Origin of the sequence: Pseudomonas sp. LS-2, from assembly GCF_003605735.1 — a bacterium.
Taxonomy (GTDB): Bacteria; Pseudomonadota; Gammaproteobacteria; order Pseudomonadales; family Pseudomonadaceae; genus Aquipseudomonas.
On record NZ_QXTJ01000044.1, the window covers coordinates 1 to 14,649 of the forward strand.

Annotated in this window: 15 protein-coding genes; 7 read left to right on the forward strand and 8 right to left on the reverse strand. The window is 60.4% G+C overall.

All coding sequences use genetic code 11. From position 1 onward, the window contains the following. Positions 1–54 precede the first annotated feature (54 nt). The 4 genes from D3M70_RS28345 to D3M70_RS28360 all read right to left on the reverse strand — a co-directional run bounded on the left by D3M70_RS28345 (position 55) and on the right by D3M70_RS28360 (position 3,681). Positions 55–960 carry an AraC family transcriptional regulator gene (locus D3M70_RS28345; RefSeq protein WP_120129267.1) on the reverse strand — a complete coding sequence of 302 codons (906 nt, stop codon included), beginning with the start codon at positions 958–960 and terminating at the stop codon, positions 55–57. A gap of 101 nt (positions 961–1,061) precedes the next feature. Continuing rightward, positions 1,062–1,751, reverse strand: a complete 690-nt coding sequence (locus D3M70_RS28350; protein ID WP_120129269.1) for a fumarylacetoacetate hydrolase family protein — start codon at positions 1,749–1,751, stop codon at positions 1,062–1,064. A gap of 120 nt (positions 1,752–1,871) precedes the next feature. After that, positions 1,872–2,636: an SDR family oxidoreductase gene (locus D3M70_RS28355; protein WP_120129270.1), complete on the reverse strand. Its 765-nt coding sequence runs from the start codon at positions 2,634–2,636 to the stop codon at positions 1,872–1,874. Positions 2,637–2,745: 109 nt separating this feature from the next. After that, positions 2,746–3,681: a 2-hydroxyacid dehydrogenase gene (locus D3M70_RS28360; protein ID WP_120129316.1), complete on the reverse strand. Its 936-nt coding sequence runs from the start codon at positions 3,679–3,681 to the stop codon at positions 2,746–2,748. 275 nt (positions 3,682–3,956) lie between these two features. Here D3M70_RS28360 and D3M70_RS28365 point away from each other — a divergent pair, with 275 nt between their 5' ends. Together D3M70_RS28365 and D3M70_RS28370 are read left to right on the forward strand one after the other, a co-directional pair. Next, positions 3,957–4,385 (forward strand): DUF4160 domain-containing protein, encoded by a 429-nt coding sequence (locus tag D3M70_RS28365; protein WP_120129272.1) that lies wholly within the window; start codon positions 3,957–3,959, stop codon positions 4,383–4,385. Further along, positions 4,382–4,834, forward strand: a complete 453-nt coding sequence (locus D3M70_RS28370; RefSeq protein WP_120129273.1) for a DUF2442 domain-containing protein — start codon at positions 4,382–4,384, stop codon at positions 4,832–4,834. The genes D3M70_RS28365 and D3M70_RS28370 overlap by 4 nt, the downstream gene beginning before the upstream one ends. Before the next feature lie 15 nt (positions 4,835–4,849). Here the strand turns inward: D3M70_RS28370 and D3M70_RS28375 are convergent, their stop codons facing one another. Then, on the reverse strand, positions 4,850–6,208 hold the full coding sequence (locus tag D3M70_RS28375; protein ID WP_120129318.1) for a bifunctional diguanylate cyclase/phosphodiesterase: 1,359 nt from the start codon (positions 6,206–6,208) through the stop codon (positions 4,850–4,852). 301 nt (positions 6,209–6,509) lie between these two features. On the opposite strand from D3M70_RS28375, the gene D3M70_RS28380 reads away from it, so the two are divergent. After that, positions 6,510–7,637, forward strand: a complete 1,128-nt coding sequence (locus D3M70_RS28380; RefSeq protein WP_120129275.1) for a glycerophosphodiester phosphodiesterase — start codon at positions 6,510–6,512, stop codon at positions 7,635–7,637. A gap of 115 nt (positions 7,638–7,752) precedes the next feature. Here D3M70_RS28380 and pyrF read toward each other — a convergent pair whose 3' ends face one another. Then, a complete protein-coding gene (pyrF, locus tag D3M70_RS28385) occupies positions 7,753–8,451 on the reverse strand; it encodes an orotidine-5'-phosphate decarboxylase (RefSeq protein WP_165869917.1) in 699 nt (232 codons plus the stop codon). A 352-nt stretch (positions 8,452–8,803) separates the two neighbouring features. Here pyrF and eat point away from each other — a divergent pair, with 352 nt between their 5' ends. Both eat and D3M70_RS28395 read left to right on the forward strand, forming a co-directional pair. Next, complete coding sequence (gene eat / locus D3M70_RS28390) at positions 8,804–10,168, forward strand: ethanolamine permease (RefSeq protein ID WP_120129278.1); 1,365 nt, start codon at positions 8,804–8,806, stop codon at positions 10,166–10,168. Between the two features lie 111 nt (positions 10,169–10,279). After that, complete coding sequence (locus tag D3M70_RS28395; RefSeq protein ID WP_074758439.1) at positions 10,280–10,447, forward strand: DUF2897 family protein; 168 nt, start codon at positions 10,280–10,282, stop codon at positions 10,445–10,447. Between the two features lie 37 nt (positions 10,448–10,484). Here D3M70_RS28395 and D3M70_RS28400 read toward each other — a convergent pair whose 3' ends face one another. After that, positions 10,485–11,315, reverse strand: a complete 831-nt coding sequence (locus D3M70_RS28400) for an ABC transporter substrate-binding protein (protein WP_120129279.1) — start codon at positions 11,313–11,315, stop codon at positions 10,485–10,487. A 318-nt stretch (positions 11,316–11,633) separates the two neighbouring features. On the opposite strand from D3M70_RS28400, the gene D3M70_RS28405 reads away from it, so the two are divergent. Next, positions 11,634–12,176, forward strand: a complete 543-nt coding sequence (locus D3M70_RS28405; RefSeq protein WP_120129281.1) for an exonuclease domain-containing protein — start codon at positions 11,634–11,636, stop codon at positions 12,174–12,176. 90 nt (positions 12,177–12,266) lie between these two features. Further along, positions 12,267–12,554, forward strand: a complete 288-nt coding sequence (locus D3M70_RS28410) for a pyrimidine/purine nucleoside phosphorylase (protein ID WP_120129282.1) — start codon at positions 12,267–12,269, stop codon at positions 12,552–12,554. Positions 12,555–12,699: 145 nt separating this feature from the next. Here D3M70_RS28410 and D3M70_RS28415 read toward each other — a convergent pair whose 3' ends face one another. After that, positions 12,700–14,481, reverse strand: coding sequence for an ABC transporter transmembrane domain-containing protein (locus tag D3M70_RS28415; RefSeq protein WP_120129284.1), 1,782 nt, complete (start codon positions 14,479–14,481; stop codon positions 12,700–12,702). Between the last annotated feature and the right edge of the window lie 168 nt (positions 14,482–14,649).

The window sequence follows — 14,649 nt, forward strand, 5'->3', positions numbered from 1 at the left end:
TAGCAGCACGGCTTGCCGGCGGTAGCGATCTTGAACACGCCACCGCCGACAGGCTCAGTTTCCCCGTTGCTCGCGCCGAAACTGCCCTGGCGGCAGCCCGTGGGCCTTGCGAAAACGCCGCGAGAAATACGCCTCGTCGGCAAAGCCACAGATCTGCGCGATATGACCCAGCGGCTTGTCGCTGTTCATCAGGTGCGTGCGGGCAAGACGCATGCGCCGCTCCAGAACCAGTTCAGAAAACGTACTGCCGGTTTCCTTTCGCAACAGGTGAGTCAGGTAGTTGGGCGACAGAAACGCAGCAGCGGCGGCGTCGGTCAGGGTCATGGCCGGATCGGCGATGTGTTCGCGGATGTACCCCATGACCCGGCCCATCGCATCTCGCCGCCCTCGCCGCTCAGCCTTGTTGGCAGACAGTGCGAGCAACTGCGGTTCGAACAGGTTGCAGACCTTGCCGATCAACTGCAGCAGATAACCGCGCAGAATCGAGACTGACCCCAACTGTCGGGTCTGATCGGCATTGCGCATCAACGCCAGCAGCGCCGTCACGTCGGCAAAGTTCGCGTCGTCGAGAATGAAGTCCAGGTGCTCCTGAAAGCGAAACGGCGCCAGTTCCGGCGCCTCGGCCAGCGAGACATCTTCAAGGTCCATCGGATCGCATTGCAGGTGTTGCAGCACAAACTCCTGCGAGAAGTTGATCAGCACGAAATTGCCGTCTTCAGGGTGCGGACTGACGTGCAACCGATGGGGCAGGATGAACGCCAGGGTGTTGCGCGGAAACGGCCGGATCGCACCGCCGATGTGCTGCACGGTGTCGCCGCCGAGGTTGATCTGGATCTGGAAGTATTCGTGACGATGAGGCGAAGTCAGGGCCGGTCGAGCGGACTTGTCACGGATGTAGAAATCCATGCGGTCGCTGCGCTGCTGCATGCCATAGGTCTGGATGCGGGACGGGTTGGCCATCGCTGAAACACCTGAAATCGCTTGATTCTGACTGGCGCATGTTAGGACAGCGGCGGCAGTGGAACCAAGCGATTATTGGGACGCAGCACTGGCTGGCTGAATTAGCCGATGGTGACTGTCAGCTCCGCGATACCTTCGACACCTGCGGTGACCACGTCGCCACGCTGCAGCGCGCCCACACCCGCTGGCGTGCCGGTGTAGATCAGATCTCCGGCCTTGACGCCAACCGATTGCGACAGGTACGCGATGACATCCTTGACCGCCCAGATCTGGTCCGCCAGATCCCCGCGCTGACGGGCTTCGCCATTCACGTCCAGCCAGATCGAGCCGCTGTCTGGATGACCGATCTTGCTCACCGGCAGCAATGGCGTGGCGGGCGCGGACGCATCGAACGCCTTGGCCCACTCCCACGGACGGCCCATTTTCTTGGCCTGCGCCTGCAAGTCGCGGCGGGTCAGATCCAGCCCCACGCCATAACCCCAGACATGGCTGAGTGCGTCCTCAGGGTCGATGTTCACGCCGTCCTTGCCGATGGCCACGACCAGCTCGATTTCGTGATGCAGATCCTGGGTCAGCGGCGGGTAGGCGATGTTGCCTTCAGCCGGCACCACTGCATCGGCGGGCTTCATGAAAAAGAATGGCGGCTCGCGGTCCGGATCGTGGCCCATTTCACGGGCGTGGTCGGAGTAGTTGCGTCCGACGCAGAAAACGCGGCGGATCGGAAAACGGCTGGAAGTGCCCGCCACGGCCAGCGATGGCGTGGCGACCGGTGCTATGACGAATTCGCTCATGGTCATGTCCTCGAATGCAGGTGGTTTGACATGAGCCCAGTTTGAACATTCGACGGCTGGCCGGGTTGGACGTATCCCATGAGGTCTTGGACGAAACAACGCAGCTGGCCGTCGACCACATCAACCGCGGCCCACGAACGGCATGTTGCTCGCCATCACGGTCATGTTCAGCACGTTCGCCGACAGCGGCAGACTGGCCATGTAGCTGACGGCATCCGCCACGTGCTGCACGTTCATCGTCGGCTCGACCTGCAGCTCGCCGTTGGGTTGCAACACACCCTTGGTCATGCGGTCGGTCATCTCGGTCAGCGCATTGCCGATGTCGATCTGGCCGCAGGTGATATTGAACTGACGACCGTCCAGTGCAGTGCTTTTGGTCAGGCCAAGCACCGCGTGTTTGCTGGAGGTGTACGGCGAGCTGAACAGGCGCGGCGTGTGTGCGGAAATCGATCCGTTGTTGATGATCCGCCCGCCCTGTGGCAGTTGACGACGCATCAGGCCGAACGCCGCGCGAACGCAAAGGAACATCCCGGTGACGTTGGTATCGATCACGTTCTTCCACTGCTCGACGCTCAACTCATCCATCGGCACAGCCGGTGCACCAATGCCCGCGTTGTTGAACGACACGTCGAGACGGCCGAAGGTGCTCTCGATCTGCGCGAACAGCGCCTCGACACTCGCCGCATCACGCACATCGGTCGACACCGCTAGCGCCTGCTGACCGGCCGCTTTCGCTTGCTCGGCCAACTCGGTCAACGGCTCCAGACGGCGTCCGGCGAGTACCACCGCGTAACCGTCCTTGAGCAGTTGCAAGGCGACGGCACGGCCGATACCGCTTCCGGCGCCGGTGACCAGCGCGACTTTCAGGGCAGACGATGAAGACATGAGGGATTCCTTTTCTTGTTAGAGGGCGATAAATCCGAATGTTTGAAACACAGTCCCGTAGCAGTCCGGCTTGCCGGCGGTGACGCTCTGCAGATTGTTACCGCCGNCTTCAGCTGTGCACCGGCGTCAGCACCGGTTTGCCCGCATAAAACGCCAACAGGTTGTTCGCGACCATTTGCACCGTGTCCCGCGATGCCTCCGGCGACAGGCCCGCGACATGCGGCGTCAGCACCACGTTATTCAGGGATTTGAGCGCATCCGGCACCTGGGGCTCATCGTCGAATACATCCAGCGCGGCACCGGCCAGGCGGCCGTGTTGCAAGGCATCGATCATCGCCTCGGTATCGATCACGCTGGCCCGGGCAATGTTGACCACAAAGCCCTGCGGCCCCAATGCGTCGATGGCCGCTTTGTCGATCAGGTGCCGAGTCGCGCCACCGCCGGGCGTCGCCACGATCAGAAAGTCGGATTCAGTCGCCAGGGCCAAAGGCGTCGCACAGTAGTGGAAGTCCACGTCTTGACGTGGCGAACGGCTGTGATAATTGACCTGCATGTCGAAGCCCGAAGCACGCCGGGCAATGGCCATACCCACCGAGCCCAGCCCCAAAATGCCTATGCGCTTGTTGGCGAACGAGGGCCGCGTGACTTTGCGCCACTCGCCGCGGCGCACCGAAGCGTCGGCTTGCGGGATATCACGCACCAGCGCCAACAACAGCGCCATGGCATGGTCGGCCACGCTCGGCGCGTTGACTCCGGCGCCATTGGTGACGGTAATCCCCCGCGCTTCTGCCGCCAGCAGGTCCACTTGCTCGTAACCGGCGCCGATCACGCAAATGATCCCCACCCCGGGCAACGCCCCGATCTCCTCAGCCGTGAGCCCCAGTGGTCCACGGGTCAACACTGCGTCGATCTCACCCCCACGAGTCGCCACCGCCTCCGCCCGCATCGCAGGGGTCGGCGCCAGAATCAGACGAAACCCGCTGTCCTCGAGAATCGGCAAGTACTCGTTCACGCTTTCAACCAACACCAGCACCGTCTTCGTCATCATCAGCCCGTCATGGAAATTCGATGGGACAGACAGTAGCGCGAGTTAGAGCGGTTGTGCAGGGTCGGAAGATGAAATTGCATGAGCAAACGACAGGGTATGGAATCTTTCGGGGTCAAATTTTGTAGCAGCACAGTCGTGGCCGGCATGCCGAATTTACGTTCAACTCCGCAAGCGTTGTAGCCGATTTCGGAAACTGCGATCAAGCGCGTCAAGGCAATCGCAAAGTCGGCTATTGACGCGTAGACTCTAAAACCTAACGGATGGGTTACTGAATGAAAGTATGCAGTCATAAGGGATATATGATCGCGGTCCTCACTCGGAACGAGCATTGCCCACCCCACGTTCATGTGGGGACTGGCGAATGGGATGCACGATTTCTGTTCAGTTTCTGGCACAACGGTATTCGCCTTTGGGACGTGACCCCGGCAAAAAATGAGCCTTGTTATCGTGTGCTGGAGGAGCTCCGCCAAGTCATCAAACAGCGCGCCAACTTGCGCAGGGCCCGTGAATGTTGGTGGAAGAGCAGAAAAACACTGTGCCTCGAAAATCAGTCGTGGGATCTCGAATCCAGTGAGGTAGTCGCTCCCCGCTATGACCGATTGAGTACCAGTCTGATTTTGTCTGCCCTGTTTGACGTTCAGACCTACAAAACACAACTGCACCTCGCGGGATACGCTTCTCCACTGGAGATCGAATTATGAAAACGATAAAAGCCAGCGAGCACGACGACGAAATCGTCACTGCGCAGTCGCTGGCACAAGCGATAGACCAGGGACGCAAGGGCTCGAGATCTGCCTTGCATGCAACGACTGTGCAGTTTCTAGGCACCTTCAATGCGTTGGCCATCGGTTTCGCCGATCAAACCGCCGTCTTGCTACCGATCGATAATTACACTGAGTTGCGCGACCTGAGCGCTGAAGACCTGGACCGAATCGAACTGGGTTACGCTGGCAGTGCGCTCTGCCTGCCTCACCAGGATTTGCATATCGCCATCGCAGGACTGATCTCGGCCAGTGAGCCGCTCATGACAATGGCCGCCAGTCTCATTGCTGCCCGTAACGGTCGGCGCAGCAGTGCCGCGAAAGCCAACGCCTCTAAAGCCAACGGCCTCAAAGGCGGACGGCCACGCAAGGTGATCGCTGCTTCGTGAACGGGAAACAAACTGTCATCCCTGAAAACCATTGCCCCCACCCTTCTTCGCGCTGTACATCGCTTCGTCGGCGTGGCGGAACAGCTGTGCGAGGTCGGTGGCGTTCTCCGGGTAGTTGGCGATGCCGATGCTGGGCAGGATCTGCCAGTCGTGGCCTTTGAGGATCATCGGTACGTTAAGCGCCTTGCAGATTTTTTCCGCGACCTTGCCTGAGTCTTCGGCATGGTTGACGCGGTCGAGCAGGATCACGAATTCGTCACCACCGATGCGCGCCACGGTATCGGTCTCCCGTACGCACTGCCTGAGCCGATGGGCGACCTCCTGCAACAGCAGATCACCCGCCGCGTGGCCAAGGGTGTCGTTGACCCGTTTGAATTTGTCCAGATCCAGATACAGCAGCGCCAGGCGGCCCTTGTTTGACTTTGCACGTTCCAGCGATTGCTGCAGGCGCTCGTGCAACAGCATGCGATTGGGCAGCTGGGTCAGTTGGTCGTACTGAGCCATGCTCTTGAGGCGGTCGTACAGTTGTTTGCGCTCGATGGCGGCCGCGACTTGAGTGGAGACGAACTGCAGCAGTTCCTTGTCCCGTTCGCTGTAACGCGGGCAGCCAGAATGACTTTTGACCAGCAGCGCACCGATGATGCCGTGTTGCGTTTCCAGGGGGGCGGCGAGCCAGGACAGATGCGGGTCACCTTGCAGCTTTCTCAGGTACTCGGGAATCGGGTGGCCGCCGCTTTGGGGTTCAGCCAGTGGTGTCAGGAGCAAGGTCCGCCCTGTGCCCACTACTTCGGTCGCCAGCGCATCGGCCATTGGCTGTTGCAGGGTCGGGTCCTGGCTGTCGACGTGGTAGGGAAAATTCAGCAGACCGCTGTACTTGTCACGCAAAGCGACGAAGAAATTGCGAGCCGGCAACAGGTCGCCGATGACGCTATGGATGTCCTTGAACAGGGCCGGCAGATCACTGGCGATGTGGGCCGCTTCGGAAATCTGAAACAAGGCGCTGCGGATCGACTCCGAGCGTTTGCGCTCGGTGATGTCCCGTGCGACGGCGATGCGCAGGTTGTCGACTTCCGACCAGCGCGCCGACCACATGATGTGCACCACAGTGCCGTCTTTGCGCACGTAGCGGTTCTCGAATCCGTGGTTGGGCTGACCGGCCATGATGTCGCTGGCAGCAGCCAGCGTGCGCTCACGATCATCCGGGTGGACCAGCTCGATCATCTTGCGGCCGATCAGCTCATGGGGCAGATAACCGAAAATCCGTTCGCAGGCCGCACTGACGAAAACGTAACGGCCTTCTGCGTCGACCACGCAGATGGCGTCCAGCAGCATGTCGACGAATCCCACCAGCGCCGCGTATGTGTTTGTTTCCATACGAAAAAAAACCACCTGCCAAATGAAACGTTCACGCACTGGACGACTTAGCGTCATGAAAGCCGACGAAACTGGCAGTCATAGTGCCCAAACGCACAGGTTTCAGCCATCCACGGATTGCAGCGGCCCGTATAACGACGGTTTTTTTCCAGACACGACACGCAGGTTGCCCGCACCGGACCTTGCTGTTTATGGTCTGAGCGATGCGCCTGGACACACAGTAGCGGCAAACAGGCCGAGACGCGCTGCGGTGGCCTACACCGCTTCATGAATGAATCATGCACAAAAGGAACGTCAGCACATGCTCAAAGGAATTTCCAGAACGTTAGCGACCACCGCTCTGGCCGGTGCCATGTTGTCTGCAGGACCGGCCATGGCGGCCGATGAACCGGGCAAGGCGCTGGCCGCGAAAATCGGCGTCCCGTGGCCTGCCGTCATCGCTCACCGAGGTGCCTCCTTCGACGCGCCGGAAGAAACCGTACCGTCCTATACCCTGGCTCGCGAACTGGGCGCGGACTATCTGGAGATGGACATTCAACGGACCAAAGACGGTGTCTTGATCGCGTTGCACGACGACACCCTCGAGCGCACCACCAACATCGCCGATGTGTACCCGAGCCGGGCGAAGGATCCGCTGAGCAGTTTCACGCTGGAAGAAATCAAGCGTCTGGACGCTGGCTCCTGGTTCAACAAGGCCCATCCGGAGCGCGCTCGCGCCCGTTACGCAGGGTTGAAGATCCTGACGCTCGATGAGGTGATCGACATCGCCGAAGGCGGCAAGAACAAGCCCGGCCTGTACATCGAGACCAAGGTGCCGGCGCAGTTTCCCGGGATCGAAGACGACCTGAAAAAGAAACTGCAGCAGCGCGGCTGGTTGAGCCAGCGCCCCGCGGCGGAAAAGGGCCACGTGAACGTTGCCCATATGCCGGGCCGGGTGGTGTTACAGACGTTCGAAAAGCCTAGCCTGGAACTGCTGCAGAAGAGCATGCCCGACACCCCGAAAATCCTCTTGCTGTGGCTGGGCGACGGGTCGATCGCCGCCGCATCGGACGTGACCTTCAAAGACTCCGGCGCCAAGGACAAGGCCAGTTTCTATGCGTCGCAAAAGGTGAAATCCAAAGAGGAATTCGCCGCCTGGATGGATTGGGCCAAGGCCCATGGCGCCATCGGCACCGGGCCCGCTTCTGCCTTGAAGAACGGCGGCGACCAGAGCTACATGGATCTGGTGCAGCCATGGATGAACAAGATGGCCCACGAGCGCGGGTTGATCATTCACCCGTACACCGTCGATGACGCCGTGGATTTCAAGGCCATCAGCGCCAACGGCGTCGACGGGTTCTTCACCAACCGGGCTTCGGAACTGCTGAAGTTCTATGGCCGGCCTTCGAAGGAGAGCATGGATTCGATCCTCAAGCGGATCGGGTACTGAGGGGCTCACTGAATTCTGTAGCAGCCCGGCTTGCCGGCGGTGGCGATTTCAAATCCACCACCGCCGGCAAACGGAACGGCGTTCGGCCGCGCGGCTACAGAAGGCTGATCGTGTTTCAGGCCAGCTCGGCCACCACCGCCGCCAACGCTTTCGCCGGATCGGCGGCCTGGCTGATCGGGCGGCCGATGACCAGATAATCGGAACCGGCGTCCAGCGCCTGGCGAGGGGTCAGGATACGGCGCTGGTCGTCCTGAGCGCTGCCGGCCGGGCGAATGCCTGGCGTCACCAACTGCATCGACGGGTGCGCGGTTTTCAGGGCTTGGGCTTCCAGGGCCGAACAGACCAGTCCATCCATGCCCGCCTTTTGCGCCAGCGCCGCCAGACGCAGCACTTGCTCCTGCGGCTCGATGTCCAGACCGATGGCTGCCAGGTCCTCACGCTCCATGCTGGTCAGCACGGTCACACCGATGAGCAACGGCTTGGCACCGCTGCGCTGATCGAGTACGTCACGGCAGGCCGACATCATGCGCAGGCCACCGGAGCAGTGGACGTTGACCATCCACACGCCCATCTCGGCAGCCGCCTTGACCGCCATCGCGGTGGTGTTGGGAATGTCGTGGAATTTGAGGTCCAGAAAGACTTCGAAGCCTTTGCTGTTCAAGGTTTCGACGATACCCGACGCACTGCTGGTGAACAGCTCCTTGCCAACCTTGACCCGGCACAGCTTGGGGTCCAGTTGATCGGCCAGTTTCAACGCGGCTTCGCGGGTCGGGAAATCCAGGGCGACGATGATAGGGGTCTGGCAGGCGGACATGAGCGGGTTCTCTGGCAAGTCGAAATCGGCGCGCATTGTAGCCGAACCAGCCGCCGGACGGGACCCGGTGATCGGCAAACTGCGTCAGGCACTCGCAGATCCTGTAGCCCTCAGGCCTGGCGGCGGCCGCGATTTTCAGAGCGCCATCGCCGGCTCGCGTGCCCCTACGCACTCCTTCCCCGCACTTACAATGGGCAACATGCGCCTGGTTTGCGCACGATAAGAGCCTTTTCGCCGAACAAGCATCCTGTACGCGACCCTTTGTGAAACATTACGACCTACCTGAAGACCACTGGCACGACCACTGCAGCGCGTTGTTTCCCGATGATCCAATCAATCCAGGGAGTGACGCATGAATACGCAACTGAAGCCCACGCTGGGCACGCTGCATTTGTGGGGGATCGCTGTCGGTCTGGTGATTTCCGGTGAGTACTTCGGCTGGAGTTACGGCTGGGGGGTCGCTGGAACGCTGGGCTTCCTGCTGACGTCGCTGATGGTGGCGGCGATGTACACCTGTTTCATCTTCAGTTTCACCGAACTGACCACGGCCATCCCCCATGCCGGTGGCCCGTTTGCCTACAGCCGACGCGCATTCGGTGAAAAAGGCGGCCTGATCGCCGGTCTTGCCACGCTGATCGAGTTCGTCTTCGCCCCGCCCGCCATCGCGCTGGCAATCGGTGCCTACCTCAACGTGCAATTTCCGGCGCTGGACCCCAAGCACGCGGCGGTCGGCGCGTATATCGTGTTCATGACCCTCAACATCCTCGGCGTGAAGCTGGCCGCCACTTTCGAGCTGGTGGTGTGCGTGCTCGCGGTGCTGGAACTGCTGGTGTTCATGGGCGTGGTGGCGCCTGCGTTCAGCTTCAGTAACTTTGCGCTCAATGGCTGGGCCGGTTCCGACACCTTCGGCGCGCCAGCAATTGCCGGGATGTTCGCCGCGATTCCCTTCGCGATCTGGTTTTTCCTCGCCATCGAAGGCGCCGCCATGGCCGCAGAAGAAGCCAAGGACCCCAAGCGCACGATTCCCAAGGCCTACATCAGCGGCATCATCACGCTGGTATTGCTGGCGATGGGTGTGATGTTCTTCGCGGGGGGCGTGGGCGACTGGAAAGCCCTCTCCAACATCAACGACCCGCTGCCCCAGGCGATGAAAGCGGTGGTCGGCGAAAGCTCCGGTTGGCTGCACATGCTGGTGTGGATCGGCCTGTTCGGTCTGGTGGCCAGCTTCCACGGCATCATTCTGGGCTACTCGCGACAGTTCTTCGCCCTCGCTCGCGCAGGCTACCTGCCTGCCTCACTGGCAAAACTGTCACGTTTCCAGACGCCGCACCGGGCGATCATCGCCGGGGGACTGATCGGCATCGCGGCCATCTACAGCGATGGTCTGATCAATCTCAGCGGCATGACCCTGACGGCGGCGATGATCACCATGGCGGTGTTCGGCGCCATCGTCATGTACATCATGAGCATGTTGAGCCTGTTCAAGCTGCGCAAGACCGAACCCCTGCTGGAGCGTACCTTCCGCGCACCGGGGTACCCGATCGTGCCGGGAATCGCGTTGGTGTTGGCGGTCGTCTGCCTGATCGCGATGGCCTGGTTCAATGCGCTGATCGGCCTGATCTTCCTGGCGTTCATGGTGGTGGGCTTCATTTACTTCGGTATGACCGGGCACGCGCGCTCGGCGGCACCGGCAGATTCGATGCTGACAGGGATCTAAGCCACCCAGACATCCTCGGGCGTGGTAACGATCCAGACCGGGCATCTCCTACAATTGAACCACTGAGCAACGTCGTTGCTCAAAGCGGTATCACAAGAAGGAGAGAGCCTCATGCCCTGGTATGCCTGGTTGATTCTGGTAATTGCAATTGGCTCGATCGTCGGTGGTTTGCTGATGCTCAAGGATTCGGCGAAAAAACTGCCCCTGACCGAAGAACAACTCAAGCGCGTCCATGAGCGCAACGCTGAAATGGACGCCAAGGAGGCACGCGATCGTTAGTGCCATCGGGCGGTGAACCCTCGCCGCCCTCCTCCCTTCAATCCCGCCCGTCGCTTTCATCGAGCACCACCGCGTGATGGGTCGCCGGTGGCGTCACCGCGATGCGAAAAGGCTGGAAAATTCTGAACATCTGCCCGTTCTCACGCAACTGCCTGAGCAGTTCGCTGAAGCGCTCGCCGGTGATCGGTGCGTTCGGCCGTAGCAGCGCAAAGTGCCGATAGACCTGGTCCACGCGGTCGGAAACCAGGTATTGGTCGGCGTCTGCAGGATTGCTCGCCAGGAACGTGCTCAGGTACGAGCGTGTCACCAATGCGATATCCGCCCGATCGCGCAGCACCATCAGAAGGTTGCTGTCGTGGGAATACGTCAGCGTGGCGTTGTAATGCTCGGTGAGGAACTTGGGATCCGCGTCGAAATGCGCAAACGCGTAGTGATAACCACTGAATAGCGCAAGGCGCTTGCCATGAAGGTCATCGAAGTAGTGCTGCGTGCGGTCTGAAGTCCGATGGGCGACGAAGATTTCTGCGTCCTCCAGCCCCATGTCGACATCCTCATGGGGAATGTCCTTCCATCCCCAAGCCGGATTTTCGAAGATCGCCATGTCGAAGCGAGCCTGCTGGAAATCACGGAAACGACGGGGAATCGAGGTCGGCACCATCTCGAACCGGTAGTCGCTCTGCATGGCATTCAACGCCTGGACCATCTGCGGCAACAAACCGGTGTCTTCGCCGCGCTCGGGACGAATCGTGTACGGCGGAAAATGCGCCGCGCCGATTCTCACGACCTGCGCCGCGCCAGCCTGACACGCACACAGCATGGCCGTAAACGACAGCAGCGTTTTCAAAGCCATCCGCACTGGCATAGACATCAAGACAAAATACCTCTGGCGAATCGGATTACGTAAGCTATGCGTTTGCGAACGATTAGACAACGGTCAAACAAACTGAAAGCCAGCTCGATTCACAGGCTTGATCTACATGCCCGAGTCTGGGCGATGATACTCGTGAGCCATCTAAAGACGGAAGACAGCCACGGTTTCACCGATTAAAAACCTTGCTGTACGGCACCCTCGATCATCCCGCCAGTCCCATTCTCGAGTTTTCCCCCGGTTGCGAGGTTGGACGCAATCGACTTAATGTGACTACGCTCCATGGCGGTGCCACGGGTTAGGAAACTGGAGTTCGATATGCCCCACTGGTTGGTGATAGATCTGGAGGCCACCACCGAAGAAGGGGGATGGCCAGTGGCAGAAATGGAGATCATCGAAATCGGCGCCTGTGTCGTCAATGCGGACGGTCGGGAAATCGATCACTTCGAACGTTTCGTGCGCCCGGCGCGGCGGCCGCTCCTGACGCCGTTCTGTCGGCAGTTGACCCACATACAACAGGCGCAGATCGACTCGGCATCGCCGTTGCCCACCATCTGGCCTCAATTCGAGCGCTGGTTGAGCCATCACCGAACGCGACTGGTGGGTTGGGTCAGTTGGGGAGACTACGACCGTCAACAGTTGGAACTGCAGTGGCAACAGCTTGAGCTCAGCAGTGAGCTTAGCGCACTGGCGCACATCAATCTCAAGCAGCGCTTCGCCCAGGCGCGGCAGTTGCACAAGCCCTGCGGGCTGAACACAGCGCTGCAACTGGCGGGCATGCACTTCAATGGTCAACAACACCGGGCACTCAGCGATGCGCGCAATACCGCAAGACTGCTGCCGTTAGTGATTCCTGCCTGACCGGTGACGCCTTTCTCAAAGCGGATGACGTCCTTTTGTACGTTGGGCATACTGTTCGACCTTTTTCAGCCCTTTCCAAGGAAATCAGCCATGTTCAAGGTCAACGAGTATTTCGACGGCACCGTCAAGTCCATCGCCTTTCAACAAGCCGAAGGCACAGCCACCATCGGCGTCATGGCCCCAGGAAAATACAACTTCGGCACAGCTGATCGGGAAATCATGCATGTCATCTCCGGCGCGCTGAAAGTGCTGCTGCCAGGCAGCGACACCTGGGAAACGTTCAACGCGGGCGATCAGTTCCGCGTGCCGGCCAACAGCAAGTTCGATCTGGACGTCAGCGTCGAGACCGCTTACCTCTGCGAATACCGCAAGGACTGACGCTTCTCTGTTTGAATGATCCGTAGCAGCACGACTTGCCCGCGGTGGTGCCTATGAGATCGCCACCGCCGGCAAGCCGTGCTGCTACAGAAGTCAGACTTGACTGTCTTCCAAACCTCGACGCCAAGCCTTTGGGCTACAGAAGTCAGACCTGACTGGCTTCTACACCTTGATTGAATTGCAATGCCGCCAGCCGCGCATACAGCGGATTACTGGCAATCAGTTGCTGATGTGTGCCCACCGCCACCAGTTTCCCCTGATCCATGACCGCAATCCGGTCGGCGTTCTGCACGGTGGCCAGTCTGTGGGCGATCACCAGGGTCGTGCGGTCTTTCATCAGCGTCGGCAACGCTTGCTGGATCAGATACTCGCTCTGCGCATCCAGCGCGCTGGTGGCCTCGTCCAGCAAGAGAATCGGTGCATCGGCCAACAGGGCGCGAGCAATTGCCAGACGCTGGCGCTGCCCGCCCGACAGTCCCAGGCCACCATCGCCCAGATGCGTCTGATACCCCTGCGAAAGCAGTTGAATGAATTCATGGGCGTGAGCGATGCGCGCAGCGGCCTCGACCTGTTCCATCGTCGCGTCGGGATTGCCGTAACGGATGTTGTCCTCGACGCTGCCGAAAAACAGCGCCGGCGTCTGCGACACCCAGGCGAAACAGCGGCGCAGGTCCTGCGGATCGAGACGTTGCGCGGGCAATCCTTCCACCAGAATCTGCCCCTGCTGCGGGTCATAGAAGCGCAGGAGCAAATCGAACAGGGTCGACTTGCCGGCCCCCGACGGCCCTACCAGCGCCAGCGTTTCCCCGGCTTCGATGGTCAGACTCAAACCTTCTACCGCATTGCGTTCGGGCTGTGAGGGATAGGCGAAACTGACGTTTTCCAGCGCCAGCCGGCCGCTGATCCGCTCAGGCAGCGTCAGCAGATCGCTGGCCGGAGGCGTGATTTCGCTGCGCGCCTGCAGGAGTTCGGTGATGCGCTCGGCCGCCCCGGCCGCGCGCTGCAACTCGCCGATGACCTCACTCAAGGTGCCAAAGGCGCTGCCGACGATCAGGCTGTAGAACACGAACGCCGCCAGTTCACCGCCCGAAATACGCCCGGCGATCACATCCATGCCACCGACCCAGAGCATCACCGCCACCGCCCCGAGCACCAGCACGATGACCAGGGTGATCAGCCATGAACGCTGAAGGATCCGCTTGCGCGCGGTTTCGAAAGCACCTTCGGCCGTTTGCGAAAAACGCTGCCGATCCTGCTCCTGATGGTTGTAGGCCTGGACTGTCTTGATCTGCCCCAGCGCTTCGGACACATAGCTGCCAACGTCCGCCACTCGGTCCTGGCTTTCCCGGGACAGGCTGCGAACCCGTCGCCCGAAAATCAGGATCGGCGCGACCACCAACGGCAATGCAACGACCACGATGCTCGTCAGCTTGGGGTTGGTGAAGAACAGCAGGATCACCCCGCCGATCACCATGAGCGCATTGCGCAGGAACATCGACAGCGACGAGCCAATGACCGACTGCAGCAAGGTGGTATCGGCAGTCAGACGGGACTGGATTTCCGAGCTGCGGTTATTCTCGTAAAAGCCGGGATGCAGGCTGACCAGGTGATCGAACACCTGCTTGCGCAGATCGGCCACCACCCGCTCGCCGATCCACGACACCAGGTAGAAGCGGGTGAAGGTGCCTACCGCGAGCGCCAGAATCAGCAACATGAACAGGCCGATGGTCTCGTTGAGCAAGGTCGGCGAACGGGTCATGAACCCCTGATCGACCATCAATTTGATGCCCTGCCCCATGGACAGGGTGATCCCCGCGGTGACGATCAGCGCCACCAGCGCGCCGAGCGCCTGCGTGCGATAGGGCGCGATCATGCGCATTGCCAGGCGGATGGCGTGACGCTGACGCCCCGAAAACACTGATGCCATGAATTACACCTGATAGCCGACTCGAGCGCAGAGCCTACACCGGCGCTCGAATGCACGCTCGTCGACTTTCGCTGAACTCAGGAGATCAGGGCCAGTCTGGTTAAGGGTGTCCACGCAAGGCCGACGATGCGTTATGACGGCAACCGAGGAAGGTTATGGTGGATCGGT

Bases quoted from the DNA above. Each gene is read 5' to 3' on its own strand.
- D3M70_RS28345 (WP_120129267.1), bottom strand. From the start codon at position 960: ATGGCCAACCCGTCCCGCATCCAGACCTATGGCATGCAGCAGCGCAGC.
- D3M70_RS28350 (WP_120129269.1), bottom strand. From the start codon at position 1,751: ATGAGCGAATTCGTCATAGCACCGGTCGCCACGCCATCGCTGGCCGTG.
- D3M70_RS28355 (WP_120129270.1), bottom strand. From the start codon at position 2,636: ATGTCTTCATCGTCTGCCCTGAAAGTCGCGCTGGTCACCGGCGCCGGA.
- D3M70_RS28360 (WP_120129316.1), bottom strand. From the start codon at position 3,681: ATGACGAAGACGGTGCTGGTGTTGGTTGAAAGCGTGAACGAGTACTTG.
- D3M70_RS28365 (WP_120129272.1), top strand. From the start codon at position 3,957: ATGAAAGTATGCAGTCATAAGGGATATATGATCGCGGTCCTCACTCGG.
- D3M70_RS28370 (WP_120129273.1), top strand. From the start codon at position 4,382: ATGAAAACGATAAAAGCCAGCGAGCACGACGACGAAATCGTCACTGCG.
- D3M70_RS28375 (WP_120129318.1), bottom strand. From the start codon at position 6,208: ATGGAAACAAACACATACGCGGCGCTGGTGGGATTCGTCGACATGCTG.
- D3M70_RS28380 (WP_120129275.1), top strand. From the start codon at position 6,510: ATGCTCAAAGGAATTTCCAGAACGTTAGCGACCACCGCTCTGGCCGGT.
- pyrF (WP_165869917.1), bottom strand. From the start codon at position 8,451: ATGTCCGCCTGCCAGACCCCTATCATCGTCGCCCTGGATTTCCCGACC.
- eat (WP_120129278.1), top strand. From the start codon at position 8,804: ATGAATACGCAACTGAAGCCCACGCTGGGCACGCTGCATTTGTGGGGG.
- D3M70_RS28395 (WP_074758439.1), top strand. From the start codon at position 10,280: ATGCCCTGGTATGCCTGGTTGATTCTGGTAATTGCAATTGGCTCGATC.
- D3M70_RS28400 (WP_120129279.1), bottom strand. From the start codon at position 11,315: ATGTCTATGCCAGTGCGGATGGCTTTGAAAACGCTGCTGTCGTTTACG.
- D3M70_RS28405 (WP_120129281.1), top strand. From the start codon at position 11,634: ATGCCCCACTGGTTGGTGATAGATCTGGAGGCCACCACCGAAGAAGGG.
- D3M70_RS28410 (WP_120129282.1), top strand. From the start codon at position 12,267: ATGTTCAAGGTCAACGAGTATTTCGACGGCACCGTCAAGTCCATCGCC.
- D3M70_RS28415 (WP_120129284.1), bottom strand. From the start codon at position 14,481: ATGGCATCAGTGTTTTCGGGGCGTCAGCGTCACGCCATCCGCCTGGCA.